We start from the raw sequence: 18370 nt of genomic DNA on the forward strand, positions 1-18370 counted from the left end.
AATGTTTGGTCCTATCAAGAAATTCGCCCGTGCCCTGCGCGTTCCGAGTGCTGACGAGCGCGAAATGGCTTACCTGAACGGCTCGCATGACCGTTTTGACCTTGAATATCGTCAGCGTCAGGTCGATCGCGGCATGTTCCGCCAGCGTTAATCGCTGACAATACTTTCGAATGGGAAGGGGCGTGACAGTTGCTGCGCCCTTGGAGCATCCCGCCACGAGCGGGTTGAATGCTCCGGATCCACAAGCTGGAGCGGTTGTCGGTGTTCTGAACACCCAACGCTCTGAAGAGCAGGGCATAGTTGCTGGACAATCAGCATATGAACGCTTTGCCGCTCTTGTCATGACGGCCCTCAGTACACTAGATAAGCCGCATGTTATTTCGACGCCGAAAACCACTGACGTTCAGCGAGAAACTGCGGGAGCATCTTTGGCCCCGTAAGGGTTTTGTCCGCTCATTCCAATACTTTGGAAAACGCCTCGTGCGCCTTGCCGCTTCGCCACATTCGGTGGCGGCAGGCTTTGCGGCGGGCATCGTCGTTTCCTGGACCCCGTTCATCGGCGTGCATTTCGTGATGGCGATCATCATTGCCTATCTGATCGGTGGCAATGTGATTGCGTCAGCGCTCGGCTGTCTGGCGGCCGGCAATCCTATCACCTATCCCTTCATCTGGGCCTTCACCTGGGAAATCGGTCATCTGATCCTGGCGCGCGACAGCGGCGGGCAGGGCGGTGGCGTTGATCTGCCGGCGCTGTGGCACAAGGGCGATCTCTCGCAAATTTGGGACCCGGTCCTGAAGCCGATGTTGATTGGCGGCATTCCGCCGGCCATCGTTTCAGGCATCATTGTCTATGCCTTGACCTATTACGGTGTGAAGGGCTTCAAGACCCGACGCAAGGAACGGCTGATGGAACGCGCCCGCGAGCGCATGTCGCTTGCCGAAAACGCATCGAGCGTCTGACCAGCGCTGATATCGCCGTGGCCGGCTGGAGGGCCTTCTCATGATCATCGGGATCGGCAGCGACCTCATCGACATCCGCCGCGTCGAGAAATCTATCGAGCGTTTCGGCACGCGCTTCACGGAGCGTTGTTTCACCGACATCGAGCGTGCCAAGTCCGAAGGGCGCAAGAACAAGGCCGCTTCATACGCCAAGCGCTTCGCCGCCAAGGAAGCTTGCTCCAAGGCGCTCGGCACCGGTCTGGCGCAGGGCGTTTTCTGGCGTGACATGGGCGTCATCAATCTGCCGAGCGGCAAACCGACCATGCAATTGACGGGTGGGGCGGCCAAGAGACTGGCCGCCATGCTGCCGGAAAATCACCGCGCCGCCATTCATTTGACGATAACTGATGATTTCCCTCTTGCTCAAGCTTTTGTGATTATCGAGGCGCTGCCGATTGCGGGCTGAATGACAGCCGTATATCGCTTTTGATACCCGCGCCATTGCCGCCGTGATATGAAGCGGATAGAGAGTGCCTGAATGTGAAGTGCGCCGGTGGGGTGCAAATAAGGAATAAGACTGCGTGTCCGAGAAAGCCGAAAAACAGCAGAACGCCCTCTGGGAAAACATCAAGGTTATCGTACAGGCGCTCGTCCTGGCCATGATCATCCGCACGGTGCTATTTCAGCCGTTCACCATCCCGTCCGGCTCGATGATGCCGACGCTTCTTGTCGGAGACTACATCTTCGTCAATAAGTTCGCCTACGGTTACTCGAAATATTCGCTGCCTTTCTCGCCCGACCTGTTCAGCGGCCGTATTTTAGGCAGTGTGCCGAAGCGTGGCGATGTCGTCGTTTTCCGTTTCCCGCCTAATCCGGATGTCGACTATATCAAGCGCGTCATCGGTCTGCCGGGCGACCGCATTCAGGTGAAGAACGACATTCTCTACATCAACGGCGAGGCCGTTCCGCGTGAGCCGCACGGCACTTTTGCCTCGGATTACAGCCAGGAGCCGGGCGACAGCATTCCCGTCTACAGCGAGCGTCTGGCGGACTCCGGTAAGGTCTTCGACACGCTGGACCTCTCTCCGACCTCGCGTGGCGACAACACCCAGGAATATGTCGTTCCGGCTGATCATTACTTCATGATGGGCGATAACCGCGACAATTCCGACGACAGCCGTTTCGACGTTGGTTACGTGCCAGCCGAGAACCTGATCGGCCGCGCCAGCGTCATCTTCTTCTCGCTCGGCCATGACACATCGTTCCGCGAAATCTGGAAATGGCCGACCAACATGCGTTGGGACCGCCTCTTCAAGGTTGTCGAATGACGAAGACGACGACGCTCTCTCAGGCGGATCGTCTTACGCTTGAAGCTGCAATAGGCCATGCCTTTGTGGAAAAGGAGCGTCTTGACTGGGCTCTGACGCATGCCAGCGCCCGCACGCACAAGGCCGGCAATTACGAACGGCTGGAATTTCTCGGCGATCGGGTTCTCGGCCTGTGCATCGCCGAGCTCCTGTTCCGGACGTTCGGCGTGGCGACCGAGGGCGAGCTCTCGGTGCGCCTCAACCAGCTGGTCAGTGCCGAGACCTGTGCGGCAGTTGCCGACGAGATGCAGCTGCATCTCTTCATCCGCACCGGCGCGGATGTGAAGAAGCTCACCGGCAAGCGCATGCTGAACGTACGCGCCGATGTCGTCGAGAGCTTGATCGCGGCGCTCTATCTCGATGGCGGCCTCGAAGTGGCGCGCAAGTTCATTTTACGCTATTGGGAAGGGCGCGCTATCCGGCCCGACGGTGCCAGACGCGATGCCAAGACGGAATTGCAGGAATGGGCGCACGCGAAATTCGGCGTGACACCCGTTTATAGGGTTGATGACCGCAGCGGACCGGATCATGATCCCCGCTTCACGGTGACGGTGGAAGTGGCGGGAGCCGCGCCCGAGACCGGTATAGAACGCTCCAAGCGCGCCGCCGAGCAGGTGGCCGCGACGCGGATCTTGGAGCGCGAAGGTATATGGCAGCCGCAATCGGCTCAGGAATGACGGAAAAAATGACCAATCAGGAAGACACGGCTGCCGGCGAAGGCGCGGCTGAAAATCGCGGCCCGACGCATTCGGGTTTCGTGGCTCTTATCGGCGCGACCAATGCCGGCAAGTCGACACTCGTCAACCGGCTCGTCGGCGCCAAGGTGTCGATCGTCAGCCATAAGGTGCAGACGACCCGCGCCATCGTGCGCGGCATCGCCATTCACGACAATGCGCAGATCGTCTTCATGGACACGCCCGGCATCTTCAAGCCGCGCCGCCGTCTCGACCGCGCCATGGTGACCTCAGCCTGGGGCGGCGCCAAGGATGCCGATCTCATCATGCTTTTGATCGACAGCGAACGCGGCATACGCGGCGATGCCGAAGCCATTCTCGAAGGGCTGAAGGAAGTTTTCCAGCCGAAGATCCTTGTTCTCAACAAGATCGACCGCGTTCGCCACGAGGATCTCTTGGCGCTTGCCGCCGCCGCCAACGAAAAGATTGCCTTCCAGGAAACCTTCATGGTCTCGGCCGTGAACGGCTCCGGCTGCGACGATGTCATGAATTATCTGGCAAAGACCCTGCCTGAGGGCCCGTGGTATTATCCGGAAGACCAGATCTCCGATCTGCCGATGCGCCAGCTCGCCGCCGAAATTACCCGCGAAAAGCTGTTTCTGCGCCTGCATCAGGAACTTCCCTATTCTTCGCATGTCGAGACGGAAAAGTGGGAAGAGCGCAAGGACGGCTCGGTTCGCATCGAGCAGGTCATCTATGTTGAGCGTGAAAGCCAGAAGAAGATTACCCTCGGCAAATCGGGTGACGCGATCAAGGCGATCTCCACCGCTTCGCGCAAGGAGCTGTCCGCGATCCTGGAACAGCCCGTGCATCTCTTCCTCTTCGTGAAGGTGCGCGAAAACTGGGGCGACGATCCCGAACGCTTCCGCGAAATGGGGCTCGAGTTTCCGCGCGGATAGAATTGAGTTCCGGCGACTGTCTCACCTCGCGACAATCGCCGGACAAATGCTAGGGCCGGCAAGGCGATTTTTTGGAGTGGTTACCCCCTCGCGCATCCCTTCGATTGGATTTTTCGCAGTAGACCCCTTGAAGAAGGCCGCTGGCAGGCGATCACCCATCTGATCCCGGCGACCTCATCCGCCTCTGCGCCGTTCAGATAAACAAGATATTGAAAAACCTATCGAAACGTGGGGCGATCCATTCGCGGCACGCAGCTGTGACTTGTTGCGGGCTGACGGGTTCACCACGCTTGCGCGAATCGGAACGGCTCTGTTCGGTCAAGTGACCGCTTGGCAGGTGGGAGCATTGACACGATCTGGCACATGTCTTTTTAATGGCAGCTAATAGTGTATCAACATAGACTAGTATCGCCGTCACTTTTCGACCAGTTTCACCTCTTACTAACCGCAGCGGCAAAAGCGATTGGAGCGTGATCACGAGCCCATAGTACCGCGGGGCGAAAAGTGCGAAGCGGGTTAGGGTAAGGTCATGTGACTTGAGACCGAGCCAACACGGATGGGGGAATACCGTCCATTCAACACGGGCCGATGATTGGCGCCGGAGGGATAGATGTGGAAAGTACTACGGGGCGTAGCGTTGCCAAGAGCACGCATGCAGGGGTGGCGCTGATATGACGGTTCAGCGCGCTCTTATTTTGGAAGATAACCTGATCATTGCCATGGAGGCGGAGGAAATCCTTCGTCTTGTAGGGGTCGAGGAGGTGGAAATCGCCTCGAACCTGGAGCAGGCAGTCAACGCCATTCATACCGATCATTATGATTTTGCGATGCTGGATGTGAATCTGGGGGAGTCGATGAGCTTCGGCTTTGCCCGGTTGCTGGTCGAGCGCGGCATCGCCTTCGGTTTCGTCAGCGGCTATTCCGATACGCTCGACTTCCCGGCGGACCTGCGGCATGTGCCGCTGCTCAACAAGCCCTTCGACGAGGCCGCCATGCGGGTGTTTGTCGACAGGCTGTCATCGGCAAGCAGATCCTCCGAGATGTGACAGCGCTCGCCGTTTGCCCTAAACTCGAATCAAGACAGTCTGCGGGACAAATCGGCCGATGCAGTGGCAGGACCATGCGATCATTCTGGGCGTCAAACGTCTTGGCGAGACTAGCGTCATCGCCGAGGTGATGACGCGTGATCGCGGCCGGCATATGGGGCTGGTGCGGTCAGGCCGGTCGCGCTCCATGCAGCCGGTGCTGCAGCCGGGCAATCTGGTCGAGGTGACGTGGCGCGCGAGATTGCATGAACATCTCGGCGAATTCCGCATGGAGCCGGTGCGGCTACGGGCGGCGCGGCTGATGGAGACGGCGACAGCGGTCTATGGCGTGCAGGCCATGGGCGCATTACTGCGTCTGTTGCCGGAGCGCGATCCGCATCCCTATCTCTATGATGCGCTCGACGTCATCCTCGAAAACATGCAGAATCCGATGGATGCCGGCGAGCTTTTCGTCCGCTTCGAATTGGCGGTGCTCAACGAGCTTGGCTATGGCCTGGATCTGGGCGAATGTGCCGCGACCGGCGTTCGCGAGGACCTGGCTTTCGTGTCGCCAAAGACCGGACGGGCCGTCTGCCGTACAGCCGGTGCCCCTTGGGCCGATAAGATGCTGGCGCTGCCGCCTTTCCTTGCCGCCGGCACGGTCGAAGCTGCGAATGGCGAGAGCCTTGCCGCAGCTTTCCGTCTGACCGGCTTCTTCCTGCATCGCCATGTCTATGAGCCGCGCGGCATCGAGATCGCCGCCGCGCGCGACGGTTTCATTCAGGCAGCGCTGAAAGCGGTGAATGCCGTTCCACTGGATCGGCCGGACAATCAGCCGGTTATCGCCGCCAAGCGCTGAGGCGTATTAATTGGGCGGAATGACTATCGCCGCTTGAACGCCCAACCCTCCGGCCGTTCCTCGACCACCGTCACCGCATCGCCGATCTTCACCGAGCCTTCGCCGCGTGGGACGACATTCCAGCCGAAGAGCGGGCCTGGAACACGCCGGTCGGCAGACATGCGGACGCGGCCCATCGCCGGCATCGGGTTCGGAACGTCGCGCGAGCCCGTTTGCTGGTCCTGCGTCGTCATGATGCAGCGAGCGCAGGGCTTGACGAGATCGAGGCGAATACCGCCAATCTCGATCGCCGCCCAACGATCCTCCGGCCATTCCTCGTCGCAATCGATGACGATGTTCGGGCGGAAACGCTCCATGCCGACCGAGCCCTCGCCATGGGCGGCAAGATTGGCATTCAGCGCCTTCAGGGAGCCGGTGGTGGTGATCAGGATCTGGTAGCCATCGGAAAAAGTGACAGGGGTGTCGTTGCCCGCCCATTCCGGATTGGCAATGCGGTTGGCGAGCCTGTCGAAGAAGACTATTCTGACGTCGCGGCCGAGCCAGCCCGACAGCGCTGTGTTCGTCGCGTCGTCGGCCACCGAGGCATTGACGGCCGACTTCCAGACGTCGACTTCCATACGATTATCCGGGTGTGGGGGAGGTACGATGATATCGGCCTTGCCCTCCATTTTCAGCCGCAAATAAGAGGGAGCCGGCTGGACGTCGATCCGGGCAATGTCCTGCAATTCACGCTGGGTGATGAAATGGCCCGAGGGGTCGACCAGCATGGCCCGGCGGTCTCCGGCCAGGCCGAAGGCATCGATGGCGGCGGACGGAATGGCAATGCCGCGCGCGCTCTTGAGCGGATAGATGAAGAGGTCGCTGACCTGCATGAATAGCCCTCAGATTTCGTCGATAAACATTGCCAGCACGGTTTTCAGCCGCTCATGCCGCGCGCCGGCGAACCTGCGGCCGGTTGCGGTCTGGAACCCATCCGCCAGTTTGAACAGTTTTGCCTCGAAATGATCAATGGCGAAGCGCTTGTCGTCAAGCGGCCGCTCCGTGGCAAGCGGATCGAACGGGTCATAGAGACCGGATCCCATGCGTCCGGCGATATAGAAGCAGCGGGCTGCACCCACCATGCCGATTGCATCCAGCCGGTCGGCGTCCTGCAGTATCTTTGCCTCAAGTGTTTCCGGCGGAAGATTGGCGGAGAAGCTGTGCGTGGTGATCGCATGCGCAGCGGCGGCGATGTCCCCGTCGGCCCATCCAAGCTCTCTGAGAACGCCGGATGCCTTCGCGGCGGCGAGCCTGGATGCCTGGGCGCGATGCGGCGAATTCTTTTCGACCGCGACGCAATCATGCAGCAACACGGCAGCGGCGAGGATGCGGGCATTGCCGCCTTCCTCGGCCTGGATGGCCATGGCGTTCCTGAAGACGCGCAGGATATGGGCGATGTCATGCGAGCCGTCATCGCCATCGGCTGCATGCGGAATAAGATCCGCAGCGAGTGTTTCGAACGGGGCAAAGGCCCGCGCCATCCTGTTGGTGTCCATCGTCGGCCCCGTGTCGGAATATTCAGTCTCGTTACTACCGAGCGCGGAGATTCTCTGCAATCACTCTGGCGCCTTCTTGCCCGTCAGGAGCTTCTGATAGAATAGGCCGATGCCGATCAGCACCGCACCGAGGCCGATGAAGGACAGCGCCCGCAGGAAGCCCTCCAGATTTGCCATGTCGATCAGGAAAACCTTTACGACGGCGACGAACACCAGCGCGGCCGAGGCGATGCGCAGGTTGCGTGCATCCAAGCGGGCACCGAGCCACAGAAGAGCGATGCCGATCGCCAACCAGACGACAGAGTAGGAATAGAGCTCGCCCTGAATGAAGCCATTCCAGAACGGGATATATTCACCCTGCCAGAAGCGACGCACCGACAGCGTGGCCCAGGCAAAGGTCATGACGGCGCCTGCCACGGCCAGCATCGTTACATAGGGCAGCGGCCGCCTGTTCCGCGCATAGAACGCCAATCCAGCATAGGCGAGGGCCGGAAGGAGATAGCCAAGCAGCAGCAGGTTGAAGAAGGGGATCCGGCCCGTGCTTTCGCCGGTGATGAACGGATTGAGCCCGAGCAGATGCAGTGTCAGGATCGAGACGACGGAGATGACGCCAACCGCCATGCCGCCGTAGCGGAAGACGATACTCGATGCGCTGAGATCGAGCGCCATCAGCGTTGCGGAGGCGCCGATCGCCAGCAATGTGTAGATCGATTGTTCTCCAAGCGTCGGAATGCTTGAATTCAGCACGCCGCCATTCATCGCATGGCGCACGAGGATGGCGATCGTCAGCAGCACCAGCAAACTCGCCAGCGCCTGCAGCGCATTGCGCAGCCTGGGGCTCGGCAAATGCCTGACTTCGAAGGCGGACCAGATGGCAAGTGCTGCGGGGATGCCGTAACCGGCCAGCAGCATGTTGAAGACCGGTGTCGTGCCGAGCTCACCTGGATCGACAATGGTCGGCTGCCAGGCAATGCGTCCCATGGTGATGATCAGCGCCGCGACCATCGTCCATGGCAGCACCAGCCACGAACGGACCCGCCCGGCCAGCAGATAGGCAATGCCCAGAACCGGCAGCAGGATCGTCGGCACGGCGTCGTGTGCAAGCGTATGCAGGGCAAAGACGGCAGCAGCAAAGGAGCCGGCCGCGAGAATATTTGTTGGCAGTGCCAGGCTGTCCTCGGTGGAGCGGCGATGCTGCCATTCGGCGAGCGCCATCAGAACAAAGGCCAATCCGATGCCATAGAACCCGTGCAGCCAGTCGCGGGTCCAATTGCCGAAGGTGATATAGCTGATGGCGGCGATCGCCAGCGGCGTGACAGCCATGATGACGCTCCAGAGCGCCGCAAAGGGTTTCTCGCTCTCGCCGAACCGTTTGAGGAAGAAGGCGCCGATCAGCACGAATATCGCGCCGAGGCCCAGGCCTTCGTAGACCACGATATCCTGAAGTGCCGGAGAGACCTCCGCGATGCCCCAATCCGCTGCATTCATCGGGGATGTCAGCAGCATGGACATACCAAGGCCGGCGGTGATAGCCGACAGGATCGCCGCCGAGGCTGCATACAAACGGCTAGCCCCGAAGGCCGCGACCGCTGCTACTATCGCCGCAAACAGTAGGGTAGCGTTGGGGAGCGAGTACCCGTGCAACAGGCTGCAGCCGAGCAGAGACAGGGCGACTGCGCTGGCGCCAATGGATGCCGTCAACGTCATGCCGAGTGGCTCGCGGGCCAGGAATAGGACCGGACGGCTCGCGGGTTGCGAGGCTGGCGACTCTTCTGAGTCGCTTAGCTCGGCTAGCGCTGGAGGGTCTTCACCAGGCGCCGCTACGGCGGCATAGCGTCCCGGCCAGATGAAGATCGTACCGGCGACCATCGCCAGCATGGCCAGGGTCACAGGGATGAGCTCCACTTCGGGGCTATTGAGGATGTAAAGCAACGCCCAGAAGCTGAGGAAGACGTTGGCCAAGGCGGGCGCGATCCGCCAGCCGCGCAGCCGGGAGGCGATCGCCGTGGCAAGCCAGGTGAGGACGAGATAGCCGAACAACACCCACGGTTTAGGTGATGTCGAGGCGATCAGGGCCGGAGTGACCATTGAGGCCAGCAGGCCGAGGCCGGCAAGCGCCTGGCCGTGCAGCAGCGACAGGCCGAGCGTGGCAAGAGAGATCAACGCCAGAAAGAAGAAGGCGGTCGCCGGTCCGATGAAGCCGTAAATGCCATGCGCGGCGTAGGTCGAGCCGAACAGCGCGACGACGCCCGCCGCCGTCAGCACGCCGGGGATCATCGCGTTCTGGAAGGTGTTGGTGAGAACTGGCGCGGAGCGGCGGCGGATCACTTCGCCGGCCGCGACAAGGACAAGGCCGAAGAGCGCGGCGAGCGCCAGCCGCACGCCGGGGCTCAGCAGGCCGCTTTCGATCGAGTATTTGACCATGAAGATGCCGCCGAACGCCAGCGCGATGCCGCCGACCCAGACGGCCCAGCGCGCGCCGATCGTGCTTTCCAGGCTCTCATTGCTGGGGGCAGCGGTATCCCGTGCAAAGGCGGGAGCCGTAGTCTCCTGGATTGCCTCTGTTTCTTCGCTATCGGTGAGGGAATCGGCTTCTACCGCAGGCTCCACGACTGTTTTAGTCAATGGCTGCGCGACGGCTTCGGTGTATGAATCGGCCATATTGATGGGTTCGGCCGCAATGGCTGATTCGCTGTTTCCCACGGCCAGCACCCGGCCGGCGAGCGCATTTTGCAGCTCCTGGACGCGGCTTTCGAGCTTTCCTAGCCGTAGATTGTAGCTCCGCAGTATAAAAATACCGACGACTACGGCCGCGATCAGCAGCAAATCCATGATATCCCCTCCATGGGCTCTTGGCCGCACATTATATGAAATGAGCTGGGGAGTAAGGGGAAATTATCCAATTCACCTATGATTTCAGTGGATTACGCGGAGAAAGATGACATATCCGGCTTTGCCGGCGGCTCTAAAGTTATTAGAGAAAGGTAATTTATAACTTGGAAACTATTGTTAATAGTCATTAACAATTTGTCCTTTACCGGTGCTGCGAACCAGCTTATCACCATACATAGTTCAACTGAAATGTATTGCGTACAAACGACGTCGCATGAGGCGGCTCCTGACCTACTAGGAGGTTTGTATGTCCCATGTATCTTCCATATCCAACAGTTCCTATCCATATCGTGCCACGCTATCGCGGCTCGACGCGAATGACGACGGTGTCTTAAGCCGCGAGGAGCGCGAGGCCGACGAGCGTCCGGGTATCCTCGAGGCCGACTCGAATGCCGAAGGCAGCGACGGGACGAGCAGCGCGCTGAGCAGTCTGATGGCGAAGCTGATGCAAATGCCGAGCAGTGACGCCACGGCAACAAGCAAATCGCTGGAGACGAACAGCGCTTTCGACCTCGATCTACTGACGCCGATGGATGCCTATAACAGCACCTATGGCCAGTACGACGTGGACAACCTGGCGGCTTGATCTGCTTTTGCCTGGATCATTATAGCGGTTCGCCGAATAGCGGCGGACCGTATGCTTGTGATTGAAACTATTCATTTTCCTCCTCTCCGGAACACCTGTCCCCGTGATGCGTTGCATTGATGACGCTAAAAGGGAGGTGTTTCCATGAGAACGATTATTATCGCCGCAACGCTGGCGCTGACGGCTGCTTTGCCTGCGTTGGCACAGAGCAAGCAGACGGCGATTGCCAATTTCATCGGTGCCGATGGTAAGCAGTCGGGGCGTGCGGTCCTGACCGAAGCGAAAAAGGGCGTGCTGATCGAGCTCGATATCTCCGGACTACCGGTCAACCGCTGGGTTGCCTTCCATATTCACGAGAGCGACCGTTGCGACCATACGCACGGGTTTGAATCCGCCGGCGGTCATTTCAACCCCACCAAGGTGGAGCACGGTTTGCTCGCGGCCAATGGCCCACATGCCGGTGACATGCCCAATCAATATGTCGATCAGGATGGCAAGCTGCGGGCGCAGGTCTTCAACGGCATGGTGTCGCTGGACGGCAAGGATGGCATCCGGGGCCGGACGCTGATGATCCATGCTGACTCAGATGATTACCGCAGCCAGCCTGTCGGCGGTGCCGGCAAACGACTGGCCTGCGCGGTCATCCAATAGTTTTGCCGCCTTAGTGATTCGCGGCATTTGTCCCGGTCTTTGCCACGTGCCGGTTGTCTTCCTCATGCGGAGACCCACCGGTGATATGATTCGATGCTTGTCAATTGGGGTTAATGATCAATTAACACCTATCTTTGACCGCCCCTCCAAATCGGCCTATCCCATCAGGCATTTCAACAAGCGTGCTGCGTCCCACCGAAAGCGCCGGATGGCGTTTACTTCAGGAGATTTGGATGAGTGGTATTTCTTCAGTTGGAAGCAGCATGAACGCTGCCTCGTACAATCCCCTTGATAAAAACCATGACGGCGTTGTGGACGCCCAGGAGTTGCAGGAAGCAGCGCAATCAGGGCTGCTGTCGGCGAGCGTTCTCGGCGATGAAGACAGTGATGACAGTAGTGATCAGAGCCCAACCGGCGCGTTCTCCGGCAATCTGGCGTCCATGCTGCTGCAGATGCAGCAGGCGAGCGCCAACGGCCAGACCGGCACGGACACGTCGAGCGACGACTCTTCCGACCAATCGCCGATGGACCAGCTCTTCACCAGCCTTGACACCAACAAGGACGGCAAGGTTTCGTCCGACGAGTTCGTGGCCGGACGCCCGAAGGATATGAGCGAAAGCGATGCCGCAAACCTGTTCAAGAGCCTGGATAGCCAGAGCTCAGGTTCGCTGGACAAGGATCAGTTCGCCGAAGGTCTCGATGTCCTGAAGCCGACTGACGCCTCCGCCGCCGATGTCCTGTCGCAGGAACAATCTTCCAGCGGTAATAGCAGCACGAGCGCTGGTGACAGTGCCGATCAGAATGCGCTGGAAACCTTCATCAGCGAGATGCAGGCCTCGATGAACGCCTATCAGAATACCTATGGACAGTATGACCTCAGTTCATCATCAGACAGCGTTGCTGCCTGATCGACTGCCATAGCTTGGACTTGGAATGGAAGGAGATTGCGCAAATGCAGTCTCCGTTTTTATGTGACGTCGTTCTCCGCCAACAATGGCAGCACGAAGGGCGCATTGCCATTCGCATCTGCACCGCGGCCGATCGTCTTGACAGCAGCGACCAGCCGACCTTTACGGCCAAGCACCTCGTCAGCAATCATGATCAGCCGCGTATTTGGCGTCGCATAGGGCGAGGCGGTGCGCAGGCGGCGGGCAAGCGTCAGGTCGTCCTCTTCGGGATGAACGGCAAGCGCTGCGATCAAAGCCGCTGCCGGCGAGCGCGACACGCCCATCCAGCAATGGATCAGCAGCGGTGCGGTGCGATCCCAGCTTCGGGCGAAATCGATGATGTCGCGGACATGGGTCTCCTGCGGCGCGACGAGATCGCCGGTCCCCGCAAAGCTGATATCGTTCATGCCGAGCAACAGGTGCCGGTTCGCCTTAATCACGGCCGGTCGGTGAAAGCTTTGCTCTTTCGCCATCAGGCTGATCATTTCGGATGCGCCGTGACGGACAGCCATTTCAGCAATGCGGGCTAGCGGTGATACGACGATCACGGTCATGCCTCGGCTCTCGCGGTGGAGCGTTCGGCTTCAATCACCTCGAAACGCTTCAGGAAAAGCCGCTGGGCTTCGACCGACGGCATTGGCTGAATCGGCAGCATGTCCTGCGTAATGCCGCGCGGCTGGCCGAAGAACTTGCGCGCCTCCTCTGGCGTGAAGCCTGCAAGCAGCGTTGCTTCGAAATAGGCCGAAACCGTGTCTGCTTTCTTGATCTTTTCCTTCAGGCGCGGCGCGCAGTGAGGCGGCAGGGCGAAGCGCCGATAGATCGCCGCCTCCAGCCGTTTTTCCACCAGCTTGTACTCGCCGCCGACCACGGATTTGAATGGTGAGATCATATCGCCGATAACGTATTCGGGAGCATCGTGCAGCAGCGCCGCCAGCAGTTCGTCCGGTGTCGCCGGGTTCAACTGGCGGAAGATCGCCTCCACCACCAGGCTGTGCTGCGCCACCGAAAAGGCGTGATCCCCGGACGTCTGGCCGTTCCAGCGCGCGACGCGGGCAAGGCCATGGGCGATATCGCTGATCTCGACGTCGAGCGGCGAGGGGTCCAGCAGGTCGAGCCTGCGCCCGGACAACATGCGCTGCCAGGCGCGCGGGGCAGCACCCGCTGTCATGCCGACGCCTCATCGGTCTGCGTGGGGAAGGAAAGGCCGGACCATGCGGGAAGTGCAACGGAGACTTCATGACCGTCCGCCAGGATCGGCGTGCCGGCTGCGATAGCGTCGCCGGCGCGGTCAATGCGGACGATGGCAAGGCCGTTGGCGCCTTCGGTCGAACCGAGTGTGCCGATTGGCTTGCCTCCGGCGGTCAATTCCGTGCCGGTCGCGGGCAGATCAGCGCTGCCGGTGACGGTGACCACCCGCCGGCGCGCGGTGCCGCGATGCTGCATGCGGGAAACCACTTCCTGGCCGACATAGCAGCCCTTGCGGAAGCCGAGGCCGCCATTGAGGTCCAGCAGCACGTCATGCGGAAAAGCGTCCTGCAGGGCGAAATCCCGGCCGGACACAGCGATGCCATTGGCGATGCGCAGCGCGTCGTAAAGCGCCTCGGCATCGTCGCCGTGATGGCCGGCCTGGCGCGTCAACGTAATGCCTGCCTTGGTGAAACGGCTGTCCTTGGGGCCTTCGGCCGCAACGTCGCTCCAGGCGACCGTAATACCTTCGGCTTCTGCGATCGCGAAGTCGACCGGTGCGCGCAGCCGGTACATGGTGAGCCGTTTCAGCAGCCCATCCCTTTGCGCAGTGTCGGTTTCCAGCAGGAAACCTGCTCCATCCCTGGAGATCATGAAGTCGAACAGGATCTTGCCCTGCGGCGTCAGCAGCGCGCCGGGGCGCGCCTCGTCCGCGCCGAGTGAGGCAAGGTCGGTGGTGATGAGATTGTGCAGGAAGGGCTCCGCCTCGGCGCCGGTGACGCGAAGAAAGGATCGGTCTTTCAGGAATACGGCTGGCATGATGGACCCGCTAATTTCGCCTATCGCCCAGAGGTAGGGCGTCTGCTTGGGAACCGCAAGTTCTGCGGCCGGATCATTCGCCGGAGGTGAAGAATTTCCATTTGCCGTCGGGCGTGATGCCGACGCGGTAGAAATTATAGCCGCCGAATTCCAGCATGTCGGAGAAATCCCCAGCAGTGACAATCCGCATCAGGTCGACCTTTTCCGGCGCGGTCAGGGTCTTGATGTCCTTCTCGGCAAAATAAGGCCAGACATACATTTCGTTGGGCGTTCCCTGGCCGACATGGGCGCAGGCACTCGACAGGATATCAAGAAGGATAGAGAGGATCTCGATACCGTCGGAATCGCCGGAGAGATCATGCAGCGTCTTGATCGGATCTTCGCCCGGATCGTCCGCCGTCACCTGTGTCTGGTTCAGGCCGCCGCCAATATTCATCAGTGGGCGCAAACGCTCAAGATCACCGGAGGCCGCTGCCTCGACGATGGTCTCGCGCAGCTTGCGCACCGGCTCTGGCACCTTGCTGATATCGTAGATGATTTCCACGGACTTGCCGTTATTCGGAGCGTCTGCGGCGGTGGCGCTGTTACTCGTCTGCCCTGCCTGGCTCTTGACCAGCGGGTCCGGCATGGGAAGAGCCTTGGAGGGCGCTTCAAGCGCCTGCTCGATCGGCTTGTCATTGTTCTGCTGTGCGGGCTTGCTTGCAGCACCCGGCTGAGCGGCGGGTGGGTTTATCAGCGAGAAGGCGAGGGCTGGCAACGGCTGGGCAAGGCTGCCGAAAAACATGGTCGCAGCGGCAAGCGAGGCAATGGAACGTCGAAACTCACTGCCCGGTACGATATGCATAAGGGATCTCTGGCTGTTATTGCAGGGTGCGGTTCGGAGAGAATTCACCAGCAAGCATGCGTTCCCTAAGCGATTCGAGCAAGGCTTCCGCGCCCTGTTCCCCATTAATGCGAATAGTTTCGCGGAGGGCATGGGCAATGGCGGCGTCGGCAATGATCTCCGGCTCGATGCCATCGGCCATTCCGTCAGCCCAAGCCTCGTTCTGGTATTCCAGCGCTGCCTGCATCTTTTCGTGGACGATCATGTCGTCAATTTCGTTCAGGCTGGTTTCCATTGTTTCTTTCCTTAAGACGCCCATGTCCTTACCACTTGCTTAACGACTCTATCAGCCTTTTCCTAAAACGACACGGCTCGGTACAAAAAGGGGTTAATAAATCGTCAATTTCCAAAGCGGGCGGTTATTTCTGTGGCCAGTGTTGCACCTTCGTTACGGTATCGCTCCTCGGCGACAACGGCCTGCGGCGTGCAATTCGTGTAAACCGACGCAAAGGATCTGTATCCGCGGTTGAACGCGGCGGTCAGTCTTTCCTTGCGTTTCGGCTCGTTCTTGGTCTCGGCGTCGAGCAATTGCTGCATGCCGACCCGCCAACCGTCTTCCGTGGTGGGATTGCAGAGGTTACGCAGATAGTTGACCGAGCCGAGAATTTCGGCGAGCCGCAAAAGCTGGTCGTCATAGGGCGTCGGCTGCTCGGCCTCGCCACTATTGCCGGGCGTCAGCACCGGTGGAGCGGTCGTCGTCGTCTGCGCAAAGGCCGGAAATGCGGCCGCAAGCGCGGCGCAGATCACAAGCGGATGAATGAGGCGACGATGAATCATGTGCCCAATTGATATGGCAAGCATGACGGGAACAAGGCGAAATGCTCGCTTTCCACCCCGTTATTGTTAAGCATCGTTAACGCCGGAGCCCTGCCCATCCCGTCAATCGCGGGCTTCGGCGATCCGCTCGACGCATTCGAGAACGCTTGCCGGAACGGGCAGGGCGCGGATCTCTTCCAGCGAGTACCAGCCGATCGCGGCGGCATCGTCGGCCGCTTCGGCGGTCGCTTCTTTGTCGGCGTCCACCCGAAAGACCGACAGGAGAAAGTGACTGGTGAGCGTCCCATCTGCTGCATGGCTCTTGAGGTCGTAAGTCTCGAACAGGCGGGGATTGCGGGCTGATATCCCCGTCTCCTCCTCGAACTCCCGCAATGCCGTTTCCGCCGGCGTTTCACCGTCCTCGGCCCGCCCGCCTGGAAAAGCATACATGTCGGCGGACGGCGGATTGCGGCGCAGTACCAACAGGAAGCGGCCGTCGCGTTCTAGGATGGCGGAGGAAGCGGGGCGTGGGATGGAGGTCATGGGTATTCTGATTCCGAGAAAAATGTCAGGCGGCGATGGGCGTGGTCAGTCCCCGCAAGATACGGCCCTTGTTGCGCCAGATGAAAGCCCTTTTACTCGCAAGCGAGAATGGCGATTCGAGACCGCCGTCCAAGCTGCTGGAAATCATCATGACCTACGCACTCTATGCCCTTGCCGCACTGGCTGAAATCGCCGGCTGTTTTGCCTTCTGGGCGTGGCTGCGGCTGGCAAAGCCGATCTGGTGGCTGGCGCCCGGCCTGGTGTCGCTCGCGCTGTTCGCATGGTTGTTGGCATTGGTGCCGAGCGAAGCGGCGGGACGCACTTACGCGGCCTATGGCGGCATCTACATTGTCGCTTCCATTCTCTGGCTCTGGTTGGCCGAAGGGCGCCTGCCCGATCGCTGGGATATCACCGGCGCGGCCGTCTGCCTTGCGGGTGGCGCCATCATTCTCTTCGGTCCGCGCGGCTGACCTTCTCCTTGACCCGGCGCTTTCAGGGTGCAAAACAAGCCCTATGTGCGGACGCTATGCATTGACATCGACGCCGGAATACGTCGGCGAGGGGCTGGGGGTCTTGCTCAGCGAAGGCTTTCCCGCGCGCTATAACATAGCGCCGACACAGCCGATCCTCGTCGTTATCTCGGGCGACAGGCAGGAGCGGGGCAGCAATCTGCCGGATCGTCGCGCGGTGCTGGTGCGCTGGGGCTTTACGCCGGCCTGGGTGAAGGACCCCAAGGAATTTCCGCTACTGATCAATGCGCGTGCCGAAACCGCGATCGGCAAGGCCTCGTTCCGTGCCGCCATGCGGCATCGGCGTATTCTGATCCCTGCCTCGGGTTTTTACGAATGGCGACGCCCTTCCAAGGAGAGCGGCGAGAAGTCTCAGCCCTATTGGATACGCCCGCGCGATGGTGGCGTCATCGCCTTTGCCGGCCTGATGGAGACATGGGCGTCGGCCGATGGATCGGAAGTCGATACCGGTGCGATCCTGACGACGGCAGCGAACAGAACGATGCGTCCCATTCATGACCGTATGCCCGTCGTGATCAAGCCGGAAGATTTTGCCCGTTGGCTCGATTGCAAGACGCAGGAGCCGCGCGAGGTTCTCGATCTGATGGCACCGGTTCAGGAGGATTTCTTCGAGGCGATCCCGGTTTCGGATCGCGTCAACAAGGTCGCTAATATGGGGCCTGATTTGCATGAGCCGATAGCGATCGAGGCTTCGACCAAGCCGTCGAAGAAGTCGGACCCCGGCGATGGCCAGTTGAACCTCTTCTGAACGGCTTTGTGTCGAGATCGTTGCAGCCATAAGCCGCTGATGAACAGGCGGCTTCCGCGGCTGGCGAGCGGTGGCTGGTCTTAGGCGATCTTCTTTTTCATCGGCTTTGTCTTCAGCATCAGATGTGCTGCCAGAACGGCCTTCAGGCCGAGCGGACGATAAAGCAAGCTGGGATCGATCTTTGCCTGCGGTTGTGCCGCTTCGTCTTTCTTCGTGGTCATGGGGTGCTCCTCACCTTGTTCGCGATGGTGTTTCTTGAATCACCAAAGTCCCTCGCCAATTTGTCTTAAATCATGACAAATCAAAGGCGTTTGCCGATCAGCATTTGTAAACGCCGACCACATTTCGCGAGATGAGCGCGAAATTTTCGTATTTTCCCTGTCTACCTAGGGTGTTAATTCTTCATTAACCATCTTCGCGCTTTGCGTGAAGCGTCGCAACCAATCGTCCAACGAGACGAGCGGCGCACCGA

At 60.0% G+C, this 18370-nt stretch carries 24 protein-coding genes; 13 read left to right on the forward strand and 11 right to left on the reverse strand.

Features of this window, described 5'->3' with window-relative positions; genetic code table 11:
• Position 1 precedes the first annotated feature (1 nt).
• The 8 genes from HB780_RS31490 (at position 2) to recO (ending at position 5823) form a co-directional block, all read left to right on the forward strand.
• The gene (locus HB780_RS31490) at positions 2 to 151 is read left to right on the forward strand and encodes a DUF3563 family protein (protein ID WP_183692234.1); all 150 of its coding nucleotides are present in this window, start codon (positions 2 to 4) and stop codon (positions 149 to 151) included.
• A 221-nt stretch (positions 152 to 372) separates the two neighbouring features.
• Complete coding sequence (locus HB780_RS31495; protein WP_183692236.1) at positions 373 to 960, forward strand: DUF2062 domain-containing protein; 588 nt, start codon at positions 373 to 375, stop codon at positions 958 to 960.
• Between the two features lie 40 nt (positions 961 to 1000).
• Positions 1001 to 1405 carry a holo-ACP synthase gene (acpS, locus tag HB780_RS31500; RefSeq protein ID WP_183692238.1) on the forward strand — a complete coding sequence of 135 codons (405 nt, stop codon included), beginning with the start codon at positions 1001 to 1003 and terminating at the stop codon, positions 1403 to 1405.
• A 115-nt stretch (positions 1406 to 1520) separates the two neighbouring features.
• Complete coding sequence (gene lepB, locus HB780_RS31505) at positions 1521 to 2267, forward strand: signal peptidase I (protein WP_183692240.1); 747 nt, start codon at positions 1521 to 1523, stop codon at positions 2265 to 2267.
• A complete protein-coding gene (gene rnc, locus HB780_RS31510; RefSeq protein ID WP_183692242.1) occupies positions 2264 to 2983 on the forward strand; it encodes a ribonuclease III in 720 nt (239 codons plus the stop codon). The genes lepB and rnc overlap by 4 nt, the downstream gene beginning before the upstream one ends.
• Positions 2984 to 2991: 8 nt before the next feature.
• Entirely contained in the window at positions 2992 to 3939 is a 948-nt protein-coding gene (era, locus tag HB780_RS31515; RefSeq protein WP_183692244.1) for a GTPase Era, read from the forward strand.
• A 671-nt stretch (positions 3940 to 4610) separates the two neighbouring features.
• Positions 4611 to 4985: a response regulator gene (locus tag HB780_RS31520; RefSeq protein WP_183692246.1), complete on the forward strand. Its 375-nt coding sequence runs from the start codon at positions 4611 to 4613 to the stop codon at positions 4983 to 4985.
• 58 nt (positions 4986 to 5043) lie between these two features.
• The gene (gene recO / locus HB780_RS31525) at positions 5044 to 5823 is read left to right on the forward strand and encodes a DNA repair protein RecO (protein WP_183692248.1); all 780 of its coding nucleotides are present in this window, start codon (positions 5044 to 5046) and stop codon (positions 5821 to 5823) included.
• A 23-nt stretch (positions 5824 to 5846) separates the two neighbouring features.
• Here recO and HB780_RS31530 read toward each other — a convergent pair whose 3' ends face one another.
• The 3 genes from HB780_RS31530 to HB780_RS31540 are packed head-to-tail and all read right to left on the reverse strand — an operon-like array spanning position 5847 to position 10190.
• Positions 5847 to 6695 (reverse strand): MOSC domain-containing protein, encoded by an 849-nt coding sequence (locus HB780_RS31530; protein WP_183692250.1) that lies wholly within the window; start codon positions 6693 to 6695, stop codon positions 5847 to 5849.
• Positions 6696 to 6704: 9 nt separating this feature from the next.
• Positions 6705 to 7358 (reverse strand): HD domain-containing protein, encoded by a 654-nt coding sequence (locus tag HB780_RS31535; RefSeq protein WP_435693936.1) that lies wholly within the window; start codon positions 7356 to 7358, stop codon positions 6705 to 6707.
• A 60-nt stretch (positions 7359 to 7418) separates the two neighbouring features.
• Complete coding sequence (locus HB780_RS31540) at positions 7419 to 10190, reverse strand: DUF2339 domain-containing protein (protein ID WP_183692252.1); 2772 nt, start codon at positions 10188 to 10190, stop codon at positions 7419 to 7421.
• A 307-nt stretch (positions 10191 to 10497) separates the two neighbouring features.
• Between HB780_RS31540 and HB780_RS31545 the strand changes: the two genes are divergently transcribed.
• The 3 genes from HB780_RS31545 (at position 10498) to HB780_RS31555 (ending at position 12395) form a co-directional block, all read left to right on the forward strand.
• The gene (locus HB780_RS31545) at positions 10498 to 10836 is read left to right on the forward strand and encodes a hypothetical protein (RefSeq protein WP_183692254.1); all 339 of its coding nucleotides are present in this window, start codon (positions 10498 to 10500) and stop codon (positions 10834 to 10836) included.
• 144 nt (positions 10837 to 10980) lie between these two features.
• Positions 10981 to 11487 carry a superoxide dismutase family protein gene (locus HB780_RS31550; RefSeq protein WP_183692256.1) on the forward strand — a complete coding sequence of 169 codons (507 nt, stop codon included), beginning with the start codon at positions 10981 to 10983 and terminating at the stop codon, positions 11485 to 11487.
• Between the two features lie 263 nt (positions 11488 to 11750).
• Positions 11751 to 12395, forward strand: coding sequence for an EF-hand domain-containing protein (locus HB780_RS31555; RefSeq protein ID WP_286203098.1), 645 nt, complete (start codon positions 11751 to 11753; stop codon positions 12393 to 12395).
• Between the two features lie 59 nt (positions 12396 to 12454).
• Here HB780_RS31555 and HB780_RS31560 read toward each other — a convergent pair whose 3' ends face one another.
• The 7 genes from HB780_RS31560 to HB780_RS31590 form a co-directional block, all read right to left on the reverse strand.
• Positions 12455 to 12988: a tyrosine phosphatase family protein gene (locus HB780_RS31560; RefSeq protein WP_183692260.1), complete on the reverse strand. Its 534-nt coding sequence runs from the start codon at positions 12986 to 12988 to the stop codon at positions 12455 to 12457.
• Positions 12985 to 13602 (reverse strand): YfbR-like 5'-deoxynucleotidase, encoded by a 618-nt coding sequence (locus HB780_RS31565; protein WP_183692262.1) that lies wholly within the window; start codon positions 13600 to 13602, stop codon positions 12985 to 12987. Before HB780_RS31565 ends, HB780_RS31560 begins: the two co-directional genes overlap by 4 nt.
• Positions 13599 to 14438, reverse strand: a complete 840-nt coding sequence (gene ygfZ, locus HB780_RS31570; RefSeq protein WP_183692264.1) for a CAF17-like 4Fe-4S cluster assembly/insertion protein YgfZ — start codon at positions 14436 to 14438, stop codon at positions 13599 to 13601. The genes HB780_RS31565 and ygfZ overlap by 4 nt, the downstream gene beginning before the upstream one ends.
• A gap of 73 nt (positions 14439 to 14511) precedes the next feature.
• Positions 14512 to 15282, reverse strand: coding sequence for a hypothetical protein (locus HB780_RS31575; protein WP_183692266.1), 771 nt, complete (start codon positions 15280 to 15282; stop codon positions 14512 to 14514).
• A 16-nt stretch (positions 15283 to 15298) separates the two neighbouring features.
• On the reverse strand, positions 15299 to 15556 hold the full coding sequence (locus HB780_RS31580) for a hypothetical protein (protein WP_183692268.1): 258 nt from the start codon (positions 15554 to 15556) through the stop codon (positions 15299 to 15301).
• 104 nt (positions 15557 to 15660) lie between these two features.
• Positions 15661 to 16122 (reverse strand): TIGR02301 family protein, encoded by a 462-nt coding sequence (locus HB780_RS31585; RefSeq protein ID WP_435693902.1) that lies wholly within the window; start codon positions 16120 to 16122, stop codon positions 15661 to 15663.
• Between the two features lie 78 nt (positions 16123 to 16200).
• Positions 16201 to 16620 carry an NUDIX hydrolase gene (locus HB780_RS31590; RefSeq protein WP_183692272.1) on the reverse strand — a complete coding sequence of 140 codons (420 nt, stop codon included), beginning with the start codon at positions 16618 to 16620 and terminating at the stop codon, positions 16201 to 16203.
• A gap of 149 nt (positions 16621 to 16769) precedes the next feature.
• Here HB780_RS31590 and HB780_RS31595 point away from each other — a divergent pair, with 149 nt between their 5' ends.
• Together HB780_RS31595 and HB780_RS31600 are read left to right on the forward strand one after the other, a co-directional pair.
• On the forward strand, positions 16770 to 17090 hold the full coding sequence (locus HB780_RS31595) for a YnfA family protein (RefSeq protein WP_183692274.1): 321 nt from the start codon (positions 16770 to 16772) through the stop codon (positions 17088 to 17090).
• A 43-nt stretch (positions 17091 to 17133) separates the two neighbouring features.
• Positions 17134 to 17898: an SOS response-associated peptidase gene (locus tag HB780_RS31600; protein ID WP_183692276.1), complete on the forward strand. Its 765-nt coding sequence runs from the start codon at positions 17134 to 17136 to the stop codon at positions 17896 to 17898.
• An 80-nt stretch (positions 17899 to 17978) separates the two neighbouring features.
• Here the strand turns inward: HB780_RS31600 and HB780_RS31605 are convergent, their stop codons facing one another.
• Positions 17979 to 18119 (reverse strand): hypothetical protein, encoded by a 141-nt coding sequence (locus tag HB780_RS31605; protein WP_183692278.1) that lies wholly within the window; start codon positions 18117 to 18119, stop codon positions 17979 to 17981.
• Positions 18120 to 18370: the final 251 nt, after the last annotated feature.

Origin of the sequence: Rhizobium lusitanum (genome assembly GCF_014189535.1) — a bacterium.
GTDB lineage: Bacteria > Pseudomonadota > Alphaproteobacteria > Rhizobiales > Rhizobiaceae > Rhizobium > Rhizobium lusitanum_C.

Coding starts and splice junctions, on each gene's coding strand:
- HB780_RS31530 (WP_183692250.1), bottom strand. CDS start 6,695: ATGCAGGTCAGCGACCTCTTCATCTATCCGCTCAAGAGCGCGCGCGGC.
- era (WP_183692244.1), top strand. CDS start 2,992: ATGACCAATCAGGAAGACACGGCTGCCGGCGAAGGCGCGGCTGAAAAT.
- ygfZ (WP_183692264.1), bottom strand. CDS start 14,438: ATGCCAGCCGTATTCCTGAAAGACCGATCCTTTCTTCGCGTCACCGGC.
- HB780_RS31520 (WP_183692246.1), top strand. CDS start 4,611: ATGACGGTTCAGCGCGCTCTTATTTTGGAAGATAACCTGATCATTGCC.
- HB780_RS31595 (WP_183692274.1), top strand. CDS start 16,770: ATGACCTACGCACTCTATGCCCTTGCCGCACTGGCTGAAATCGCCGGC.
- acpS (WP_183692238.1), top strand. CDS start 1,001: ATGATCATCGGGATCGGCAGCGACCTCATCGACATCCGCCGCGTCGAG.
- HB780_RS31535 (WP_435693936.1), bottom strand. CDS start 7,358: ATGGACACCAACAGGATGGCGCGGGCCTTTGCCCCGTTCGAAACACTC.
- HB780_RS31495 (WP_183692236.1), top strand. CDS start 373: ATGTTATTTCGACGCCGAAAACCACTGACGTTCAGCGAGAAACTGCGG.
- HB780_RS31585 (WP_435693902.1), bottom strand. CDS start 16,122: ATGCTTGCCATATCAATTGGGCACATGATTCATCGTCGCCTCATTCAT.
- HB780_RS31540 (WP_183692252.1), bottom strand. CDS start 10,190: ATGGATTTGCTGCTGATCGCGGCCGTAGTCGTCGGTATTTTTATACTG.
- HB780_RS31490 (WP_183692234.1), top strand. CDS start 2: ATGTTTGGTCCTATCAAGAAATTCGCCCGTGCCCTGCGCGTTCCGAGT.
- HB780_RS31580 (WP_183692268.1), bottom strand. CDS start 15,556: ATGGAAACCAGCCTGAACGAAATTGACGACATGATCGTCCACGAAAAG.
- HB780_RS31555 (WP_286203098.1), top strand. CDS start 11,751: ATGAACGCTGCCTCGTACAATCCCCTTGATAAAAACCATGACGGCGTT.
- recO (WP_183692248.1), top strand. CDS start 5,044: ATGCAGTGGCAGGACCATGCGATCATTCTGGGCGTCAAACGTCTTGGC.
- HB780_RS31600 (WP_183692276.1), top strand. CDS start 17,134: ATGTGCGGACGCTATGCATTGACATCGACGCCGGAATACGTCGGCGAG.
- HB780_RS31605 (WP_183692278.1), bottom strand. CDS start 18,119: ATGACCACGAAGAAAGACGAAGCGGCACAACCGCAGGCAAAGATCGAT.
- HB780_RS31575 (WP_183692266.1), bottom strand. CDS start 15,282: ATGCATATCGTACCGGGCAGTGAGTTTCGACGTTCCATTGCCTCGCTT.
- HB780_RS31560 (WP_183692260.1), bottom strand. CDS start 12,988: ATGACCGTGATCGTCGTATCACCGCTAGCCCGCATTGCTGAAATGGCT.
- HB780_RS31565 (WP_183692262.1), bottom strand. CDS start 13,602: ATGACAGCGGGTGCTGCCCCGCGCGCCTGGCAGCGCATGTTGTCCGGG.
- rnc (WP_183692242.1), top strand. CDS start 2,264: ATGACGAAGACGACGACGCTCTCTCAGGCGGATCGTCTTACGCTTGAA.
- HB780_RS31550 (WP_183692256.1), top strand. CDS start 10,981: ATGAGAACGATTATTATCGCCGCAACGCTGGCGCTGACGGCTGCTTTG.
- HB780_RS31545 (WP_183692254.1), top strand. CDS start 10,498: ATGTCCCATGTATCTTCCATATCCAACAGTTCCTATCCATATCGTGCC.
- HB780_RS31590 (WP_183692272.1), bottom strand. CDS start 16,620: ATGACCTCCATCCCACGCCCCGCTTCCTCCGCCATCCTAGAACGCGAC.